The sequence below is a fragment of the Paraburkholderia sp. HC6.4b genome (genome assembly GCF_014200875.1).
GTDB lineage: Bacteria > Pseudomonadota > Gammaproteobacteria > Burkholderiales > Burkholderiaceae > Paraburkholderia > Paraburkholderia tuberum.
The window spans coordinates 24,588-43,021 of sequence record NZ_JACHDC010000025.1 but is presented as its reverse complement, the minus strand read 5'-3'; the positions used below and the strand labels follow the sequence as shown (position 1 = coordinate 43,021).

General features: G+C 65.6%; 22 protein-coding genes and 1 pseudogene. 10 read left to right on the top strand and 13 right to left on the bottom strand.

All coding sequences use genetic code 11. The features are described 5' to 3' along the window. Window positions 1-117: 117 nt before the first annotated feature. The 6 genes from rhaM (at window position 118) to rhaS (ending at window position 6,106) form a co-directional block, all read left to right on the top strand. A complete protein-coding gene (gene rhaM / locus HDG34_RS32135) occupies window positions 118-435 on the top strand; it encodes an L-rhamnose mutarotase (protein ID WP_184066170.1) in 318 nt (105 codons plus the stop codon). Window positions 436-509: 74 nt separating this feature from the next. Further along, the gene (locus HDG34_RS32130) at window positions 510-1,403 is read left to right on the top strand and encodes an amidohydrolase (RefSeq protein WP_184066167.1); all 894 of its coding nucleotides are present in this window, start codon (window positions 510-512) and stop codon (window positions 1,401-1,403) included. A gap of 47 nt (window positions 1,404-1,450) precedes the next feature. Further along, entirely contained in the window at window positions 1,451-2,980 is a 1,530-nt protein-coding gene (locus HDG34_RS32125; RefSeq protein ID WP_184066164.1) for a sugar ABC transporter ATP-binding protein, read from the top strand. Beyond that, window positions 2,977-4,032: an ABC transporter permease gene (locus HDG34_RS32120; protein WP_184066161.1), complete on the top strand. Its 1,056-nt coding sequence runs from the start codon at window positions 2,977-2,979 to the stop codon at window positions 4,030-4,032. Before HDG34_RS32125 ends, HDG34_RS32120 begins: the two co-directional genes overlap by 4 nt. Further along, window positions 4,025-5,056, top strand: coding sequence for an ABC transporter permease (locus HDG34_RS32115; protein ID WP_184066158.1), 1,032 nt, complete (start codon window positions 4,025-4,027; stop codon window positions 5,054-5,056). The genes HDG34_RS32120 and HDG34_RS32115 overlap by 8 nt, the downstream gene beginning before the upstream one ends. Before the next feature lie 39 nt (window positions 5,057-5,095). Then, window positions 5,096-6,106: a rhamnose ABC transporter substrate-binding protein gene (gene rhaS, locus HDG34_RS32110; protein WP_184066155.1), complete on the top strand. Its 1,011-nt coding sequence runs from the start codon at window positions 5,096-5,098 to the stop codon at window positions 6,104-6,106. Window positions 6,107-6,197: 91 nt separating this feature from the next. Here rhaS and HDG34_RS32105 read toward each other — a convergent pair whose 3' ends face one another. The 6 genes and pseudogenes from HDG34_RS32105 to HDG34_RS32085 all read right to left on the bottom strand — a co-directional run bounded on the left by HDG34_RS32105 (window position 6,198) and on the right by HDG34_RS32085 (window position 10,165). Continuing rightward, window positions 6,198-7,349, bottom strand: coding sequence for a CmpA/NrtA family ABC transporter substrate-binding protein (locus HDG34_RS32105; protein ID WP_184066152.1), 1,152 nt, complete (start codon window positions 7,347-7,349; stop codon window positions 6,198-6,200). A 7-nt stretch (window positions 7,350-7,356) separates the two neighbouring features. Further along, window positions 7,357-7,932, bottom strand: coding sequence for an ANTAR domain-containing response regulator (locus HDG34_RS32100; protein ID WP_090806551.1), 576 nt, complete (start codon window positions 7,930-7,932; stop codon window positions 7,357-7,359). Between the two features lie 209 nt (window positions 7,933-8,141). Further along, window positions 8,142-8,285 (bottom strand): annotated as a pseudogene (locus HDG34_RS40280) (MFS transporter); the annotation flags it as partial. Between the two features lie 382 nt (window positions 8,286-8,667). Then, window positions 8,668-8,937, bottom strand: a complete 270-nt coding sequence (infA, locus tag HDG34_RS32095; protein WP_090806547.1) for a translation initiation factor IF-1 — start codon at window positions 8,935-8,937, stop codon at window positions 8,668-8,670. 135 nt (window positions 8,938-9,072) lie between these two features. After that, complete coding sequence (locus tag HDG34_RS32090) at window positions 9,073-9,354, bottom strand: hypothetical protein (RefSeq protein ID WP_090810142.1); 282 nt, start codon at window positions 9,352-9,354, stop codon at window positions 9,073-9,075. Between the two features lie 592 nt (window positions 9,355-9,946). Then, window positions 9,947-10,165 carry a hypothetical protein gene (locus tag HDG34_RS32085; RefSeq protein WP_184054544.1) on the bottom strand — a complete coding sequence of 73 codons (219 nt, stop codon included), beginning with the start codon at window positions 10,163-10,165 and terminating at the stop codon, window positions 9,947-9,949. A 237-nt stretch (window positions 10,166-10,402) separates the two neighbouring features. Between HDG34_RS32085 and HDG34_RS32080 the strand changes: the two genes are divergently transcribed. The 3 genes from HDG34_RS32080 to HDG34_RS32070 are packed head-to-tail and all read left to right on the top strand — an operon-like array spanning window position 10,403 to window position 11,564. Continuing rightward, entirely contained in the window at window positions 10,403-11,047 is a 645-nt protein-coding gene (locus HDG34_RS32080) for a transcriptional regulator (protein ID WP_018425410.1), read from the top strand. Between the two features lie 58 nt (window positions 11,048-11,105). Beyond that, complete coding sequence (locus HDG34_RS32075; protein ID WP_184066150.1) at window positions 11,106-11,348, top strand: DUF1653 domain-containing protein; 243 nt, start codon at window positions 11,106-11,108, stop codon at window positions 11,346-11,348. A gap of 21 nt (window positions 11,349-11,369) precedes the next feature. Continuing rightward, entirely contained in the window at window positions 11,370-11,564 is a 195-nt protein-coding gene (locus tag HDG34_RS32070; RefSeq protein WP_090806541.1) for a YqaE/Pmp3 family membrane protein, read from the top strand. A 54-nt stretch (window positions 11,565-11,618) separates the two neighbouring features. On the opposite strand, the gene HDG34_RS32065 is transcribed toward HDG34_RS32070, so the two are convergent. After that, entirely contained in the window at window positions 11,619-11,927 is a 309-nt protein-coding gene (locus HDG34_RS32065) for a 2Fe-2S iron-sulfur cluster-binding protein (RefSeq protein ID WP_184066147.1), read from the bottom strand. A gap of 305 nt (window positions 11,928-12,232) precedes the next feature. Between HDG34_RS32065 and HDG34_RS32060 the strand changes: the two genes are divergently transcribed. Next, on the top strand, window positions 12,233-12,523 hold the full coding sequence (locus HDG34_RS32060; protein ID WP_026226687.1) for a DUF1488 domain-containing protein: 291 nt from the start codon (window positions 12,233-12,235) through the stop codon (window positions 12,521-12,523). Window positions 12,524-12,688: 165 nt separating this feature from the next. Here the strand turns inward: HDG34_RS32060 and HDG34_RS32055 are convergent, their stop codons facing one another. The 6 genes from HDG34_RS32055 to HDG34_RS32030 all read right to left on the bottom strand — a co-directional run bounded on the left by HDG34_RS32055 (window position 12,689) and on the right by HDG34_RS32030 (window position 18,371). Beyond that, entirely contained in the window at window positions 12,689-13,222 is a 534-nt protein-coding gene (locus HDG34_RS32055; RefSeq protein ID WP_090810140.1) for a cytochrome b, read from the bottom strand. A 171-nt stretch (window positions 13,223-13,393) separates the two neighbouring features. After that, a complete protein-coding gene (locus tag HDG34_RS32050; RefSeq protein ID WP_090806536.1) occupies window positions 13,394-14,695 on the bottom strand; it encodes an NCS2 family permease in 1,302 nt (433 codons plus the stop codon). 165 nt (window positions 14,696-14,860) lie between these two features. Next, a complete protein-coding gene (locus tag HDG34_RS32045; protein WP_184066144.1) occupies window positions 14,861-15,355 on the bottom strand; it encodes a YaiI/YqxD family protein in 495 nt (164 codons plus the stop codon). Between the two features lie 139 nt (window positions 15,356-15,494). Further along, on the bottom strand, window positions 15,495-15,761 hold the full coding sequence (locus HDG34_RS32040; protein WP_184054530.1) for a DUF4148 domain-containing protein: 267 nt from the start codon (window positions 15,759-15,761) through the stop codon (window positions 15,495-15,497). A 214-nt stretch (window positions 15,762-15,975) separates the two neighbouring features. Further along, window positions 15,976-16,746 (bottom strand): slipin family protein, encoded by a 771-nt coding sequence (locus HDG34_RS32035; RefSeq protein WP_184031463.1) that lies wholly within the window; start codon window positions 16,744-16,746, stop codon window positions 15,976-15,978. Next, complete coding sequence (locus HDG34_RS32030) at window positions 16,743-18,371, bottom strand: nodulation protein NfeD (RefSeq protein ID WP_184066141.1); 1,629 nt, start codon at window positions 18,369-18,371, stop codon at window positions 16,743-16,745. Before HDG34_RS32030 ends, HDG34_RS32035 begins: the two co-directional genes overlap by 4 nt. Between the last annotated feature and the right edge of the window lie 63 nt (window positions 18,372-18,434).

The window sequence follows — 18,434 nt, the reverse complement described above, 5'->3', positions numbered from 1 at the left end:
CCAGTAGGAGTGCCCGTGCGATTCGGTTTGTGGATCGACCAATCCCAACAACGGATTGAGAGGCTATCGATGCAGGAATTATAGTCGTTCGAAGAGGTCGACAGGAGACAGGCCGCCATGGAGACAATCGCTTTTCGGATGGTGCTGAACCCCGGCATGCGCGAAGAATACGAACGGCGTCATACGCAGATCTGGCCCGAGCTCGTTGACGCGCTGCACAACGCCGGTGTGCGCGACTACCGGATTTTCTTCGATCCCGACACGCATCATCTTTTCGCGGTGCTCTCGCGCACCAGCGATCACACGATGAACCAGTTGCCGCAACTCGACGTGATGCGCAAATGGTGGGATTACATGGCCGACATCATGCAGACCGCGCCCGATCACACGCCGCTGTCGCAGACGCTCGAACCGGTCTTTCATCTCAGTCATTGAGTCGAGCTGAACGCAGCTGAACCCCGCAACGACGCACGAACCTCGAAACGCTTTTCACCGGACGAAGGTGCCGCATGCAGGTTGTCGATTCGCATATCCATCTGTGGGATCTGAAGACGCATCGCTATCCGTGGCTGGAGAACCCGGGCGTGTCGTTCGTCGGCGATGCGCGCGATCTGAAGCACGACTATCTGCTCGACGATCTGCTCGGTGAAGCGGGCGACGTCGACGTGCTGAAGCTCGTGCACGTCGAAGCGAATCACGATCCGGCCGATCCCGTCGAGGAAACGCGCTGGTTGCAGTCGATTGCGGATCGCGACGCCTCGCGCGGCATGCCGAATGCGATCGTCGCCGCCGTGGACCTGTCCGCGCAAAATGCGCCGGCGTTGCTCGAAGCGCATGCGTCGTTCGCGAATACGCGCGGCATCCGGCAGATTCTCAACGTGCACGACAACAAACTGTTCGATTACGTCGGCCGTCACTACATGCGCGAGCCGCGGTGGCGCGAGCATTTCGCGTTGCTGCGCCGTTACGACCTGTCGTTCGATCTGCAACTGTATCCGTCGCAAATGGAAGAGGCGGCCGCCTTGGCGCGTGCGCATGCGGACACGCTTCTGGTCGTCAATCATGCGGGCATGTTCGTCGATCGTAATAGCGTGGCCGGTTACCGCGCGTGGCGCGAAGGCATGCGCCTGCTCGCGGCGTGTCCGAACGTCGCGGTGAAGATCAGCGGGCTCGCGATGTTCGATCATCACTGGACCGTCGAAAGCCTGCGGCCTTATGTGCTCGAAACGATCGATACGTTCGGCGTCGAACGTGCGATGTTCGCGTCGAATTTTCCGGTCGACCGGCTGTTTGGTTCGTATACGGATTTGTGGCGTGCGTATGCGGCGATCGTTGGCGATGCGAGCGACGCTGAGAAGGACGCGCTGTTTCGGCGCAACGCGGAACAGTACTACCGGATTTGACGCGCCGCGCGTCGAAGAGAAGACAGCCGCAAAAAAGGAGACACGCAGTGCAGCCATCCCCTTCCACGGTGCCGCGACTCGAATTGCGGCACGCGAGCAAATCCTTCGGCCGGGTGCGCGCGCTGTCCGACGGCGACCTCGTGCTGTGGCCCGGCGAGGTGCATGCGCTGCTCGGCGAGAACGGCGCGGGCAAATCGACGCTCGTGAAAATTCTCGCCGGGGTGCATCAACCCGACGCCGGCGAGCTTCTGGTGAACGGCGAGCCACGTCGCTTCGCGACGCCGGCCGAAGCGCGCGACGCCGGGCTCGCGGTCATCTATCAGGAGCCGACGTTGTTCTTCGATCTGTCGATTGCGGAGAACATCTTCATGGGCCGGCAGCCGGTCGACCGCTTCGGCCGCATCCAGTACGACGCGATGCATCGCGAAGTGGACGGACTGCTCGCGTCGCTCGGCGTCGAGTTGCGCGCGGATCAACTGGTGCGTGGTCTGTCGATCGCGGATCAGCAGGTGATCGAAATCGCGAAGGCGTTGTCGCTGAACGCGAGCGTGCTGATCATGGATGAACCGACGGCCGCATTGTCGCAGCCCGAAGTCGAGCGGCTCTTCGCGATCGTGCGCAAGCTGCGCGAACGCGACGTCGCGATTCTGTTCATCACGCACCGGCTCGACGAAGTATTCGCGCTGACGCAGCGCGTGACGATCATGCGCGACGGCGCGAAAGTCTTCGACGCGCTGACCGCCGATCTGAGCACCGACGCGATCGTCGCCAGGATGGTCGGCCGCGATCTGCAAACGTTCTATCCGAAGGCCGATTGCACACCGGGCGACGTGCGTCTGTCGGTGCGCGGCTTGACGCGCATCGGCGTGTTCAAGGATGTCTCGTTCGACGTGCGCGCCGGCGAGATCGTCGCGCTCGCGGGCCTCGTCGGCGCGGGACGCAGCGAGGTCGCGCGGGCGATCTTCGGTATCGATCCGCTCGATTCGGGCGAAGTGTGGCTGACCGGCAAGCGGCTCGACACCGGCAAGCCCGCGGCCGCGGTGCGCGCCGGGCTCGCGCTCGTGCCGGAGGATCGCCGCCAGCAAGGGCTCGCGCTCGAACTGAGCATCGCGCGCAATGCGTCGATGACGGTGCTCGGACGGCTCGTTCGGCATGGGCTCATGTCGACGCGCAGCGAAACGCAGCTCGCCAACCAGTGGGGCACGCGTCTGCGCCTGAAGGCGAGCGACCCGGGGGCGCCGGTCGGTACGCTGTCGGGCGGCAACCAGCAGAAGGTCGTGCTCGGCAAGTGGCTCGCGACCGGCCCGAAAGTGCTGATCATCGACGAACCGACGCGCGGCATCGACGTTGGCGCGAAAGCCGAGGTGTATGGCGCGCTCGCCGAACTCGTGCGCGATGGCATGGCCGTGCTAATGATTTCGAGCGAGTTGCCCGAGGTGCTCGGTATGGCCGATCGCGTGCTCGTGATGCACGAAGGCCGCATCAGCGCGGAGCTCGCGCGCGCCGACGCGAACGAGGAGCGCATCATGGGCGCCGCGCTCGGTCAGGGACTTTCACCATTGGGACGTGCAGCATGATGCGCCATTCGACCCATCCCGCGCCGGTGCGGCAGTCGCTGCCGAAGCGTTCCGCGGCTTCATCGGGCGGCCTCGTCGCGAGCGTCGCGAAGAGCCGCGAAACCACGTTGTTCGTCGTGCTGATCCTGCTGATCGCGGGGACCGGGCTCGCGAAGCCGCAGTTCCTGAATCTGCAAAACCTGCGCGACGTGCTGCTGAACGTGTCGATCATCGGTCTGCTGACGGCCGGCATGACCGTCGTGATCCTGATGCGGCATATCGATCTGTCGGTCGGCTCGACGGTGGGTATCAGCGCGTACGCGGTGGGCAGCCTGTACGTTGGGTTCCCGCATATGCCGGTGCTGGTCGCGCTGGCCGCGGGGCTCGCGATCGGGCTCGTCGCGGGCGGCATCAATGCGCTGCTCGTCGCGGTGGGGCGCGTGCCTTCGCTCGTGGCGACGCTGTCGACGCTGTACATCTTTCGCGGCGCCGATTACGCATGGGTGCACGGCGGCCAGATCAACGCGACCAGTCTGCCCGACGCGTACTCGCGGCTCGCGACCGGCACGCTGCTCGGCGTCCCGACGCTCGCGCTGATCGCGATCGTCGTACTCGCCGGCCTGTCGGTGTATCTGAAGCAGTTTCGCGGCGGTCGCGAGCACTATGCGATCGGCTCGAATCCGGAAGCCGCGCGGCTTGCGGGCGTGAACGTCGAGCGTCGCGTGATGTCGGGCTTTTTGTTGTCCGGGGCGATTGCGGGCTTTGCGGGCGCGTTGTGGCTCGCGCGCTTCGGCACCGTCGATGCCAGCACCGCGAAGGGCATCGAATTGCAGGTCGTCGCGGCGGCGGTGGTCGGCAGTGTCGCGATTACGGGCGGCGTCGGCACGATCCTCGGCGCGACGCTAGGTGCGCTCGTGCTCGGCGTGATCAGCATCGCGCTCGTCGTGCTGCACGTGTCGCCATTCTGGGAGCAGGCGATCCAGGGCGCGCTGATCGTCGCCGCGATCGCCGCCGATACGCTGCTGGCCCGCTCCGTCGCCAAACGCATGATGAGGAAACGCGATCATGGCTAAACCCGATTCCGCGCTGCTCACGCGCAAGCGCGAAACGCCGCTGCAATGGGAAGTGTTGCTGGTGATCGTGCTGATCGTGTCGCTGGTGTTGGGCCGCTGGCTGTCGCCGGTGTTTCTGACCGGCGCGAACCTGAGCAACGTGCTCGCCGATCTGACCGAGATCGCGCTGATGGCGCTGCCGATGACGCTGATCATCGTCGCCGCCGAAATCGATCTGTCGGTCGCGTCGGTGCTGGGCGCGTCGAGCGCGCTGATGGGCGTGCTGTGGCACATGGGGCTGCCGATGCCGGTCGTGATCGTCGTGGTGCTGATCGCCGGCGCGCTGGCGGGCCTGCTGAACGGCCTCGTGATCGTCAAGCTGAACCTGCCGTCGCTCGCGGTCACGATCGGTACGCTCGCGCTGTTTCGCGGTCTCGCGTATGTGCTGCTCGGCGATCAGGCGGTCGCGGATTTTCCGGCCGCGTATACGGCGTTCGGCATGAACACGCTTGGCCCCACGTTCATTCCGTTGCCGTTCGTGATCGTGATCGTCGCCGCCGTGCTGTTCACGGTTCTGCTGCAAGCCACCGCGTTCGGCCGCAGTCTCTATGCGATCGGCGCGAATCCGACCGCCGCCGCGTTCTCCGGCATCGAGGTCGCGAAGATCCGTTTGCGTCTGTTCGTGCTGTCGGGTCTCGTCAGCGCGCTCGCGGGCATCGTCTATACGCTGCGCTTCACGAGTGCGCGCGGCGATAACGGCGAGGGCTTCGAGCTGTCGGTGATCGCCGCGGTGCTGTTCGGTGGCGTCAGCATTTTCGGCGGACGCGGCTCGATGGTCGGCGTGCTGCTGTCGCTGCTGATCATCGGCGTGCTCAAGAACGCGCTGACACTCGACGACGTATCGAGCGAAACGCTGACCATCGTGACCGGCGTGCTGCTGCTCGCGTCGGTGCTGATTCCGAACCTCGTCGCGCGCTGGCGGGCGGCACGCGACCGGCGTTTCATCGCGAAGTCCGCCGCCACGTCTTCTTCATCCGCAACCTAGCTTCCCCTCTCTGTCCAACAACAACGCAGGAGACACTTCATGTTCAAACCTCTACGTCACACCGGCATGGCCGCGCTCTGCGCCGCGTTGCTCGCGATCAGCTGCGGCGGCGCGTTCGCCGCGGAACTGAAAAGCGGGCTGAAGATCGCGTTCGTGCCGAAGCAGATCAACAACCCGTACGAAGTGATCGCCGACGACGGCGGCCTCGCCGCGATCAAGGAATTCGGCGGCGTGGGCAAGGCGGTCGGGCCGTCGGATGCGGGCGCGTCGTCGCAGGTGTCGTACATCAACACGCTGATCACGCAGCACCAGGATGCGATCGTGATTGCCGCCAACGATGCGAACGCGGTCGTGCCGTATCTGAAGAAGGCGATGGGTCAGGGCATCAAGGTCGTCACGTTCGACTCCGATACCGCGCCCGAGGGCCGCCAGCTGTTCGTCAATCAGGCGAACGCCGAAGGCATCGGCCGCGGCCAGGTGCAACTGGTCGCGAAGCTGATGGGCGGCGAGGGCGAGTTCGCGATTCTGTCGGCGACGCCGAACGCGACGAACCAGAACACCTGGATCAAGTGGATGCAGGAGGAGTTGAAGAAACCGGAGTACTCGAAGATCAAGCTCGTCAAGATCGCGTACGGCAACGACGACGATCAGAAGTCCTTCGTCGAAACGCAGGGCTTGCTGCAGGCGTATCCGAACCTGAAGGCGATCGTCGCGCCGACGACGGTCGGCATCGCGGCGGCGGCGCGCTATATCTCGTCGTCGTCGAGCAAGGGCAAGGTGGCGGTGACGGGCCTCGGCACGCCGAACCAGATGCGCGCGTTCGTGAAGAACGGCACCGTGACCGCGTTCCAGTTGTGGGATCCGAGCGAGCTCGGCTATCTGGCCGCGTACGCGGCGGCGTCGCTCGCGTCGGGCACGATCACGGGTAAGGAGGGCGAAACGTTCGACGCCGGCAAGCTCGGCAAGCGCACGATTGGCGCGCACGGCGAAATCATTCTCGGGCCGCCGACCACGTTCGATGCGAGCAACATCGACAAGTACAACTTCTGAGCTTCGGCAACGCCGACTGTCCACCTGATCGCCGTTGGCGGTTCGTGGGCAGTCGGCGCAGCGGATCTCGGGGCTTTCGCGTGCGGTCCGCTCAGCGGCGGATCGCAAAACGCCGCGCATAAGCGGCGGATGGTGTGCCGCTTCCCCACACCGCGCCATCGATCAGTTCCCTTGTGACGTCCTCGCCGGGCACCGGCACGTTCACGCGTGCGGCGGCCTCGCGATACAACTGCGTCTGGTTGATGCGCGCGGCGACCGCGTCGTAGTCGTTGTGCGCATCGATGATCCCCCAGCGCTCGAACTGCGTGAGGAACCACGCGCCTTCGAATGGATGCGGATAGTTGACCGCGCCGTCGTCGAAGAAACGCATCGGCAGGCGGCGCGGGTTCGCCGTGTCGAGGTGGTCGCCGAGCCGCGCCGCAATCAGCGTCTCGTCGATACCGATGTAATCGGGCCGCGCGAGCCAGCGGGCGATCTCGTCGCGATGCCCGGCGCCGTCGAGCCAGCGGCACGCTTCGAGCACGGTCTGCACGAGCGCGCGGGTCGTGCGCGGATGCGCATCGACGAAATCGCGTCGGCAGGCGAGCACTTTCTCGGGATGCTCGGGCCACACCTCGCTCGAATAAGCGATCGTTTTGCCGACGCCGTGCGCCTCGGCCATTTCATTCCACGGCTCACCGACGCACAGACCGTCGAGCCGGTCTTCGGCAAGCGCGGCGACCATTTGCGGCGGCGGAATCGCGACACTGTCGATGTCGCGCAACGGATCGACGCCTTGCGCCGCGAGCCAGTAGTACAGCCACATCGCATGCGTGCCGGTCGGGAAGGTGTGCGCGAACACCGGCTTGCGACCGAGCGTCGCGAGCGCCTCGCGCAATGTCCCATGCTTCGCGAGCGCATCGGCGAGCCGATTCGACAGCGTGATCGCCTGGCCGTTGCGGTTCAGCACCATCAGCACGGCCATGTCGGTGCGCGGGCCGCCGAGGCCGAGCTGCACGCCATACACGAGCCCGTAAAGCGCGTGCGCGGCGTCGAGATCGCCGGCTAGCAGCTTGTCGCGCACGGCGGCCCACGACGGCTGGCGGCACAGTTCGAGCGTGAGCCCGTGCGCATGGCCGAACTCGAGCAGCTTCGCCGCGATCAGCGGCGCCGCGTCGGACAACGCGACGAAGCCGAGCCGCAGATGGGTCTTTTCAGGCGGCTCCGCAAAGGCCGCGGCGGTGACGGAAGTGGCTGGATTCATGAGCGCATCATTTGAGCGAGCCGGCCGACGCGACGACCTCGCGCGCCACCTCGGCGAGTTTGACGCCCTGGTTCATCGCGCGTTTGCGCAGACTCGCGTAGGCGGCCGGTTCGGTGAGTTTCTGCTGATCCATGAGCAGGCGTTTCGCGCGATCGATCAGCTTGCGCTCGGCCAGTTCGTTTTCGGCCTGCGCGAGCCGCTCGCGCAATTGCGACTCCTGCGCGAAACGCGCGAGCGCGACTTCGAGAATCGGCGCGAGCCGCTCGGTCGCGAGGCCTTCGACCAGATACGCGGTGACGCCCGCGTTGACTGCTTGGCGGATCAGTTGCTGGTTCGCGTCGTGGCTGAACATCAGCACGGGGCGCGGCGCGGTCGCATGCATCACGGCGAGCTGTTCGAGCGTATCGCGCGACGGCGACTCCGTATCGATGATGATGACGTCGGGCCGCTCGTCCTGAACCGCGCGATGCAGCGCCTGCGGCGTCGCGGTGCCGGAGAGCATTTCGCAGCCGAGACAGGCGAGCGCGTCGCGCAGATCGCCGATGGGTTTGTCGGTGTCGGTGACAAGGAGAACACGCAGCATGGAGTCGGGGGAAGAGACATCTGACTATCAGTAAAGCAATGGATATGCCAGCCTTCGCGCGACGGGACTTGGCGAGGTGTGTGAGCGCATTCGCGCGAATGGCGGGGATCGATTGGGTTTTTTGCGGGCGATCGCTGCGAATCGTCCGCGAAAGAGGTGACGCGGCCACGCCGGTCGCGCTGCACCGGCGAGGGGCATGCAGGACAGCGGACGCCCGATGCACCGAAGCGGCGCATCGCGTTCGTCGCGGCCACCGGCAGACTGGTCAGCAATGACGCGCCGTAGAAGCTCAAGCCGGTCGCGTCGCGAATCGCCGTCATCAACGGGCTGATCGAGGTCAGCAGCGGGCGCAGATGGAGCTAGAGGAGCGGGTGGTCGAGCAGGTGCGCAAAAGCGCGGGTGGGGAGGATTTGGGGGCGGTGTTTGGAGTTTAGCGAGACGTGCTGCGACGTGCGTGGTCGCCGAAGCGGCGTGCCGCCAGATTCCAATCAAGACGCCGCGCGTGTTGCGGCGTACGACGTTCGCGCATGCGCTGGAGAGCATCCCGAATGTCAGGGAAGACGTCTATTTCACGCGCTTGGGCGGCGAGGCTGACGTAGCGCGTTCAAGCAGAACGCGGAGTCGGAAGGTATGGCGCGAGTCTGTCGGGCCTCGCGCTTTCGCATGGGTTCGGGCGGGCTGCCCGCATCGCCTGCACAACATCACAGGTACGCAGGGCGGCGCCGTGACCCCTGCTTACCTCCGCCGCGCCGCGTGCCGTGGCGCACCGCCGCCACTCGCACGCTCGTCCTTGTGGCGGAAATTGATCCGCCCCTTGGTCAGGTCGTAGACCGACAATTCGAGCGTTACGCGATCGCCCGCGAGAATACGGATATGGTTCTTGCGCATGCGCCCGGACGCGTAGGCGCCGACCACGACGCCGTTGTCGAGCGTCACGCGGTAGCGGCTATCCGGAAGCACTTCGTCGACGATACCGTCAAGTTCAAGCAGTTCTTCTTTCGCCATGCATAACTCCTGGTCGATGGGATAAAGGGGAAACCGGCCGCAGGCATTGCGAGCGGCGCGACTGTGGATTCGTTTGAAAAGCAGCGGCGCCCGAAAGCACGCTGCGCGACATGAGTGACGCGCCGATGACGCCGCTCAAAGATCGGTGACCGACTGACCGCTCACCTGGCCGTCGATCAGCCGTTCCGCATGCGCCATGCACGCGATGCGCGCCTTGCCCATGCCGTCGAACGGAAACAGATACTGCAGGCGAAATACCCGGCCGTCGGCCGCCGCATTGGCGCCGACGCGGCAGATGCGCACCGAAGCGTCGTAACCGGCGCCCGGATTGCGGGTCGCTTGCGCGCCCGCGGGGCGGCGCGGATAAACGAGCGGGTGAATTTCGTAACCCTTGTAGGTCCTGACAGCTGAATTCATGAGAAACATGTCCTGTATTGCGTGGTCCACGCGCCGCGTGCGGGGCGCTGCTTCCGGCAACGCTCCTTTGACGCGTCACGGCGCGGACCGGCGGCGCAGCACCGATGGGCGCGCCGGCGATAAAAATGGTTGGCACAGACCTGCTAGACCCGGCGGGCTCAATGACAATGGCCCGAGCGGTCGCGCAAAAACGCGGATTCGACCGAAAAAACGCTGAAGCGGCGCGTCAATTCGGGCGCCGGACGCATGATGCTGAACCGCTCGGTGTACTTCTCGCGACGGCGAATGCGGGCGGCGCATTGCCGGAGTGACGGGATCGCAGATAAGGGCGGTCGAACAGTCGGGGGTGGTGCGGAGATGCCGGGTTGAGACTGCCTGGTGCTGCCAGTGCTATATGGGTGCGAGGTACAACAATTGCAACATGATGCCTGAAATAGGGCTGATTGGATAGTGCAAACTTCAGCGCACGACCGGAACGCCCGACTGGCAGGGCTTCGCGGGCGGTTGGCGAAGTCGTGTCGGAGGCGGGACGGGCGACGGACGCGCGAATTGCGCGAGTGGCGCGCGCGAGGCTCCTATTCGAACGCGTGCGTCAGCGCGACGTCTCGGCGACGCGCTTCTGCAATTCGCGCGCGGCCGCCAGCGGCAGGCGCGCATCGTCCCAGCCGGTCAACCATTCGACTTCCTTGGCTGTGAAGACCTGACCATGGTTGCGCAGCGCGTACTGCAGCGAATCGATGATGTGGTTGCGAATGATCTCCGGCGTGCGCTTGTCGTCGAGCACGGCGCGAAGCGCTTCGAGTGTGGCCATCGGTTGGCTCCGTTCGGTTGGGTGTCGGCGGATCAGTGTTTATCGCACGAAAAAAATGCGCTCGCGAGGTGGACAAAATTGCCGTCCGGCGTCGAGTCGCGGCGCCAGCGCGAGGCCGCTACAATGGCGACTTCCTGAATTGCGGACCGAGCGGGCGCGCCGGCGTCCACTGCGGGCGTCTGGCTTCGTCTTCATCCGCTATTGCGCGCCGCCTCCTTCGAACCTCGCGTTTTTTCCATGCGCAACCCGAACGTGTCTCCTGTCAAAGACCTGCTGCTGAAGCGCTACGCGCCGATCGCCGACGGCATCGCCGCGCTGCTCTATCCGTGCGCCGAGGTGGTGATTCACGATCTGCGCGATCAGACCATCGCGTATCTGGTGAACAATCTGTCGCGGCTCGAGGTGGGCGCGCCGTCGGTGCTCGACGACGCGCACTTCGCGGCGCGCGGCCAGACCATCGGCCCCTACGAGAAACTGAACTGGGACGGCCGCCGCATGCGCTGCGTGAGCAACATCCTGTTCGACGACGACGGCAAGCCCGCCGGCATCCTGTGCGTGAACTTCAACATCGCGGTGTTCGAGGATGTGCGCTCGACGCTCGATCTGTTCATCAAGGGCGGCGCGATGACGGACGCGCCTGCCGACGATCTGTTCCGCGACGACTGGCAGGACCGCATCAACACGTATCTGCACACGTGGCTGCGCGACCGGCAAATCGGCATCAATGCGCTGACGCGCGAGCACAAGCGTGAAATCGTCGAGGCGCTGCACGCGCAGGGCGCGTTTCGCGGCCGCAGCTCGGCGAATTACGTGGCCGCGGTGCTGACGATGGGCCGCGCGACCGTCTACAAGATCCTGAAGCAGATGAAAGAGGGCGGCTGAGCTCAGGCGCGCCGTGCTCGAAAATGCTTCGACGACGCCCAAAATAAGGTCACACACCATGCGCTACCGACACTACAAAGGCGGCATTTACGAGCTGGTCTGCGAGGCCACGCTCGAATCGGATCCGACGGTCACGATGATCGTCTACAAGGCGGCCAATGGTACGATCTGGACCCGTCCAGCGACGGTGTTTTTCGAGCTGGTAGAGCAGGAAGGCGTCGAGGTGCCGCGTTTTGCGCCGCTCGATGAGTTCAACAACGAGGCAGATGCGTCCCCCGCGGACTCACCCATGCTGCCGTAATCACAGGAACAGGAAAACCGAATGCGTCTGTTGCTTGCCATCATTCTGCCGTGGCTGCAGTTTTTCACGATCGGCCGTCCGTTTGCGGGCATCATCTGCCTGATTCTGCAAATCACGCTGATCGGCTGGGTGCCGGCGGCCATCTGGTCGGTGTATTCGCTGAGCCAGTACAACACGGACAAGAAAATCGCCCGCGCAATGGGCAACGGGCGGTAAGACACAGCGCGTGAAAGCGTCGGCTAGCGGGGCGCCAGGCCCCTACGCTCCCGCTCACCGTGCCGGTATCGCGACCGCATCCGGCACTTCGATCACCAAGTCGGTTTCCGCGACCGCCACGCACGGCAGGATATAGCCGTCCGCCTTTTCCTCGCGGCTCACGCCGGGCCAGTCAATCGAGTAGCGCACACGCCCAGACGTCATCCGGCACAAGCATGTTCGGCACGTGCCGTTGCGGCACGAACGCGGCAAACGCAGATTGGCGAAAGCGGCGGCTTCGAGAATCGTCAGCGAATCGGGCGCTTCGAAGCTCTGGCCGAGCGGTTCGACGCGAACCACAGGCGGGCGGGTGGGGGCGGACATCGTGCAGGTCAAAGACTAGGTGCGCGACACTTTACACGGGATCGGACAGCGCTTTATGCCGCGCCGCAACATCGGCGCGTCAGCCGCGCCTTCAAGAAAAAATCGGGGAAATCTTGCACCTGGCCCGAACTCGTCTAAAGTGAATCAATTCACCTCCGCGTGGCGCGAACTGACGATGCCGCGTCGAGGCGACGGCCCGCGCCGGCTGCATGGGACAAGGAGGAACGAGCGGCGGACGCGATAGCAAGCAATCAGCGCGTGCATTACCCGAGCGCATCGTGCGCGCACTCTTCCAGGTGACTCCCATGCAGATCCAATTCCCGAACGAAGCCCCTGAATATTCAGGTCGCGAACTTACTTTGGCGTTTCCGGCAATGGTCGATGGGCAGAGGGTGGAGTGCATGATCACCGCGGAAGCGCTCGAAGATCACTTCGGCGCCGCGTCCCCCCGGCTGGAGGACATGATCGTCGCGTTCGACGCGCACCGGCCGCGCATCGAGGCCGCCACGCGCCGGCTGTTGTCGGAAACGCGCGCGCAGTGTCTCGTGCTCAGAAGCGGTTACGTGCGGTTTTACGAGGCGAACTGGCGTAACTGACCGATCTGAAACTATCGGCTGGCTACCGGTACCGAAGCTTCGGCAAGCGCGACTGCTGCCGAAGCGCGAAGTTCGGATTCACCCGTGCCGCTGCCGCTGGCTGGCCTGCGCGCAAGCCGCGACCGCGTGCAATGCATCGGCGGCACGCAGCCAACTCCATTACTTTCAAATGATCCGCCGCAGCGCCCGATCCTTGAACACCACATGGTGCGCGATCGCCGCAAGCGCGTGCAGTCCGATCACCCAATAGAACACGTTGCCGAGCCACTCGTGCGCGTCCTTCAACAGCGGCCGCGCGATCGCATCCGCACGCACCAGCGTGAAGCTGATGTCCGTCCATGCGAGCGACACCGGCCGCCCGCCCGCATTGACCATCAGCATGCCGAGCAGCGGCTGGGCGAAGATGAACACATAGAGCGCGAGGTGCGCGGAGCGCCCGAGAAAAGCGAGCAGCCGATTGCTTTCGAGCTCCTCCGGCGCGCCGGCCCACAATCTCCACAGCAGCCGCAACACGGCCAGCCCGAGCACCAGCGTGCCGGCCCAAAAATGCACGCCGGTCCAGAACGCGCGGCTGTCGGAGCCGCGCGGACCGCGGATTTCGATGGCCAGATAGGCCAGCGCGACCAGCAGAAAAATCATCCAGTGGAAGAAAATCGCGGGTTTCGTGTAGCGGTCCGTCGTGCGGTTATATGAGGACATCGAGGCTCCTGGGGTGGCGACCCGTGCCGCTGCGACCGGGTCGGTCGCGACCCGGTCGGTCGCGACCCGGTCGATCGCGACCGGGTCGATCATCATTCGAAACATCGGATGATAAACGGTCCCCGAACCCGACGACACATTCGACCCCCCGGCCGCGCGAGCGCGACCTCCTCATTCGCTGCCGAGATAGAAATACCGGAACAGGAAAATCGCCGCGATGATCCACACGACCAGCTTCACCTGGCGCGCCTGGCCCGTCAGCAGCTTGAGTCCCGCGTACGAGATGAAGCCGAACGCGACGCCGTTCGCGATCGAGTAGGTGAACGGCATCAGCAGCGCGGTCAGCGCGGCCGGCACGACTTCGGTCGCGTCGTCCCACGGCAGGTCGACCAGTTCGCGCAGCATCAGGCACGACACGTACAGCAGCGCGGGCGCGGTCGCATACGGCGGCACCACTTCGGCGAGCGGCGCGAAAAACAGCGCCGCGACGAACAGCACGGCGACCGTGATCGCGGTCATGCCGGTACGGCCGCCGGCCTGCACGCCCGATGCGCTTTCGATATACGCCGTCGTCGACGAAGTACCGAGCATCGAGCCGGCGAGAATCGCGGTGCTGTCCGCGAGCAGCGCGCGGTTCAGCCGATGCATCTTGCCTTCCACCAGCAGCCCCGCGCGGTTCGCGACGCCCATCAGCGTGCCGGTCGCATCGAACAGCTCGACGAGGAAGAACACCAGCACCACGTTCAGCACGCCGCTCGACAGCGCGCTGCGGATATCGAGCTGGAACAGCGTCGGCGCGATCGAGGGCGGCGCGGACACGATGCCGTGAAACTGGTTGCCGCCAAAGAAAAAGCTCAGGATCGTCACGCCGACGATACCGATCAGGATCGAACCGCGCACACGCATATGATCCAGCGTGACGATGCCGAAGAAGCCGACCGCCGCGAGCACGACGTGCGGGTCATGCAGATTGCCGAGCGTGACGAGCGTGGCCGGATTGCCGACCACCACGCCGGCCGACTTCAGCGAAATGATCGCGAGAAAGAGACCGATGCCGCCGGTGATCGCGATGCGGATCGAATGCGGAATGCCCTTGACGATCACCTCGCGCACGCGGAACAGCGTGACGATCAGGAACAGGCACCCGGAGATGAACACCGCGCCGAGCGCGGCCTGCCACGTGTAGCCCATGCCCTTGACGACCGTGTATGCGAAGTACGCGTTCAGGCCCATGCCGGGCGCGAGCGCGATCGGGTAGTTCGCGTACAGGCCCATGATCAGCGACGCGAGCGCGGCCACGAGGCAGGTCGCGACGAACACCGCGCTCTTCGGCATGCCGGCGTCGCCGAGAATCGCCGGGTTCACGAAGATGATGTAGGCCATCGTCAGGAAAGTGGTCACGCCGGCTAGCACTTCGGTGCGCAGGTTGGTGTCGACGGCGTCGAAGCCGAAGTAGCGTTTGATCGAGTCCATGTGGCGGGTTTCCTCTCTTTCGTCGTTCAGACAGTGTTTTTGTCATCGAGGCGGTGACAGCGCGGCGCGGCAAGGCAGGCCGCGCGGCGGCGTTACGGCGGAATTGTAATCACGAATGGCAGCGCCCCGGCGCCTGCGGCGGCGCCAGCAGGCCGCCCGGGCCCGTCAGGCGGGCGGTTTGCCGTGCGACTGTGGCGCCTGCGCATCACCGCGAGGCGCCTGACGCGCGAGCCAGCGATCGAGTTCGCCAGCAAACGCCTTGCCATCGCGCGCGCTGAAGGCGGCCGGCCCGCCCGTGTCGACGCCGCTCGAGCGCAACTGGTCGAGCATCGAGCGCACGCGCAGCCGTTCTTCGATCGTGCCGGGCGTGTACCAGTTGCCGCGCGGATCGAGCGCGTGGGCATTTTTTGCCAGCACGGCGGCGGCGAGCGGGATGTCGGCGGTGATCACGAGGTCGCCCGCGACGACGCGCTCGACGATCAACTGATCGGCGGCGTCGAAGCCGGCCGGCACCTGAATCGCGCGGATCAGCGGCGACGGCGGCACGCGCAGGAACGAATTGGCGACCAGCGTCAGCGGCATGCCGGTCCGGCGCGCCGCGCGATACAGCATGTCCTTGACGACGGCCGGGCAGGCGTCGGCATCGACCCAGATTGGCATGGTGCGGGTTCCGGCTGTGTGCGGCTGGTTTGCTGCGTGGGGGATGGCGGGACCGGATGATACCTTGGCGCGACGCAAGCCGTGCCATGCCGCTCGCGGCGAGCGGCATGCAGGCTGCGATTACGCAAGCCGCGACCGCTTACTGCACGGCCGTCGGGGCGTTGCCTTGCTGCTGCTCGCGGTGTTGCGCGACGATGCGGCCCGCGCGCTGCGCGTTCTCCGGATAGTCGATCCAGTCCAACGGGTCGTAGCCGGCGGCGAGCCATTCCGCGAGGTCAGCGCGGACCTGGGCGCGCGTTTTCGGCGCCGACGGGTCGGCGGGCTGCGTCACCGCTTGCGCGTAGACGGTGCTGATACCCACGGCGGCCAACAGCGCGCCGAGTCCAATGCGGGAAGACAGTTTCATGGCGGGCTCCTGCGGAGCGGAAAAACAGCCGGACCTGGTGGTTTTTCGGCGCGCCGGGTAAGGCAGTACAAGCAACGCACCACTTCTGCCGGCAAATCGAACCCGCCGCGAGCCTCGTTCGCCACCTCAGCGCAAGCAACGCGCAAGCGGGCGGGTATGCCGAAACGTCGACGCTAATCCGCGCCGAATGGATGTCCTGACAAATATCGTCCTATCACGCCGATGGCTTGTTGAAGCGTTCCAGCCCCGCACTCACGAGGTCGATCGGCAGGGGAAACACGATCGTCGAGTTCTTGTCGGCGGCGATCGTCACCAGCGTCTGCAGATAGCGCAACTGCATCGCCTGCGGTTGCCGCGCGAGCGTCTGGGCCGCCTCCAGCAACTGCTTCGATGCCTGCAACTCGCCTTCCGCGTGAATCACCTTCGCGCGCCGTTCGCGCTCGGCTTCGGCCTGACGCGCAATCGCGCGGATCATCGTTTCATTGATATCGACGTGCTTGATCTCGACGATCGATACCTTGATGCCCCACGCGTCGGTTTGCGAGTCGAGCACTTTCTGGATGTCGGTGTTCAGCTGCTCGCGCTCCGACAGCAGCTGGTCGAGGTCGTGCTTGCCGAGCACCGCGCGCAGCGTCGTCTGCGCCAGCTGGCTGGTCGCCTCGAAGTAGCGCGCGACCTGGATCACCGCCTTCTCCGGATCGACGACGCGGAAATACACGACCGCGTTGACCTTGACCGACACGTTGTCGCGCGTGATCACGTCTTGCGTCGGCACGTCGAACACGATGGTGCGCAAATCCATGCGCACCGCCTGCTGCACGATCGGAATGATCAATACGAGCCCTGGCCCCTTGACCTTCCAGAAGCGGCCGAGCATGAACACGACGCCGCGTTCGTACTCGCGAAAAATCCGCACCGACGACGCAATCAGCGCGACCACGAGCAGGATCAGGATGCTGCCGAAGCCGAATGTGAAGCCGATCATGAGCGTTCTCCTTGTAAGGCGTCGACCGACGTAACGGGCACCACGGTCAGTGTGAGGCCGTTGCGCGCCGTCACGCGCACGCTCTGACCAGGCGCGGCCGGCGTGGTGCTCGAGACGCGCCAGCGCTCGCCGTGCACGCGCGCCCAGCCGGCCAGCGGGCCGCCCGCCGCGTGTTCGGGTTCGGGCAGCAAGCCGCCGTCCAGCACCACGCCGACGCAGCCGATCAGCGCCTCCGAGCCCGTCACGACCGGCCGCCGCCGCGCGCGCAGCGCGAGCCGCGACACGCCGAGCACGAACGCGACGCTGAACACGACGACCGCGGCGATCAGCGGCAGCGGGATGCCGTAGCCGGGCACGTCGGTATCCATCAGCATCGTTGCGCCGACCACGAACGCGACCACGCCGCCGAAGCCGAGCGAGCCGAAGGTCGGCAGGAACGCTTCGCCGATCAGGAAGGCGATGCCGAGAAAGATCAGCCCGAGGCCGACGTAGCTGATGGGCAGCATCTGCATCGCGAACAGGCCGAGCAGCAGGCTGATCGCGCCGACTACGCCGGGCAGCACGAAGCCCGGATTGGCGAATTCGAAGAACAGGCCATACATGCCGAGCATCAGCAGAATCAGCGCGACGCTCGGATCGGTGATCACGGCGAGAAAGCGGCTGCGCCAGTCGGGTTCGAGCGTGATCAGCGGCGCATGCGCGGTGTGCAGCGTGACGCTGCCCGCGCTCGTGACGTACGTGCGGCCGTCCAGCTGGCGCAGCAGGTCCGGCACGTCGCGCGCGACGATATCGACGACGTGCTGCGCGAGCGCTTCCTCATCGGACAGGCTCACCGCTTCGCGGACGGCGCGCTCGGCCCACTCGGCGTTGCGGCCGCGCATCTGCGCGAGGCCGCGGATGTAGGCGGCGGCATCGTGTACCTGCTTGCGCAGTTCGGTCGATTGGGTGTCGAGCGGCAGTGCGTTGGCGGCTTCGGATGATGCGCCGGGTGACGCAGGCGCAGGCGCGGACGCGCCGCCAGGCGGCGTGCGCATGTCCGGCAGCCCCGGCGTGCCTGGGGTGGCTGGCGTTACCGGCGGTCCGCCGGCGGGCGGCTCGTTGCCGCCGATGCCCATCTGGATCGGCGTCGCGGCGCCGAGATTGGTGCCCGGCGCCATCGCCGCGATGTGGCTCGCATAGACGATGTAGGTGCCGGCGCTGGCCGCGCGCGCGCCGCTCGGCGCGATGAAGGTCGCGACCGGCACCGGCGAGGCGAGGATCGCCTTGATGATCTGCCGCATCGACGTATCGAGGCCGCCGGGCGTATCGAGTTGCAGGACCGCGAGCTGTGCGCGCTGGCTGGCCGCGCGCTGCAAACCACGCACGATGAAATCGGCGGTGGCAGGTCCGATCGCGCCATTCACCGGAATCACGACGACGCTGTTGGCGGTCGCGGTGGCGACGTTCGCCGCGCTCGCCGCATTGGCCGCTTGCAGCGGCGCCAGCGCTTCGCGCGTCGCGAAGCCAAACGCGCATAGCACGCCGAGCACGGCGATGCCGCGCATCAAACGGCCCACGATGCCGCCGCGGATAAGCGGCCTGCGCGGACCGAACTGCCGGAGCGGGAGACGCGGAGTCGTGTTCATCGCTGACGGCCGTCGCGCCAGCCGGTGCGAACCGGCGGCGCGGGCCCCTACCCTCGATCAAGG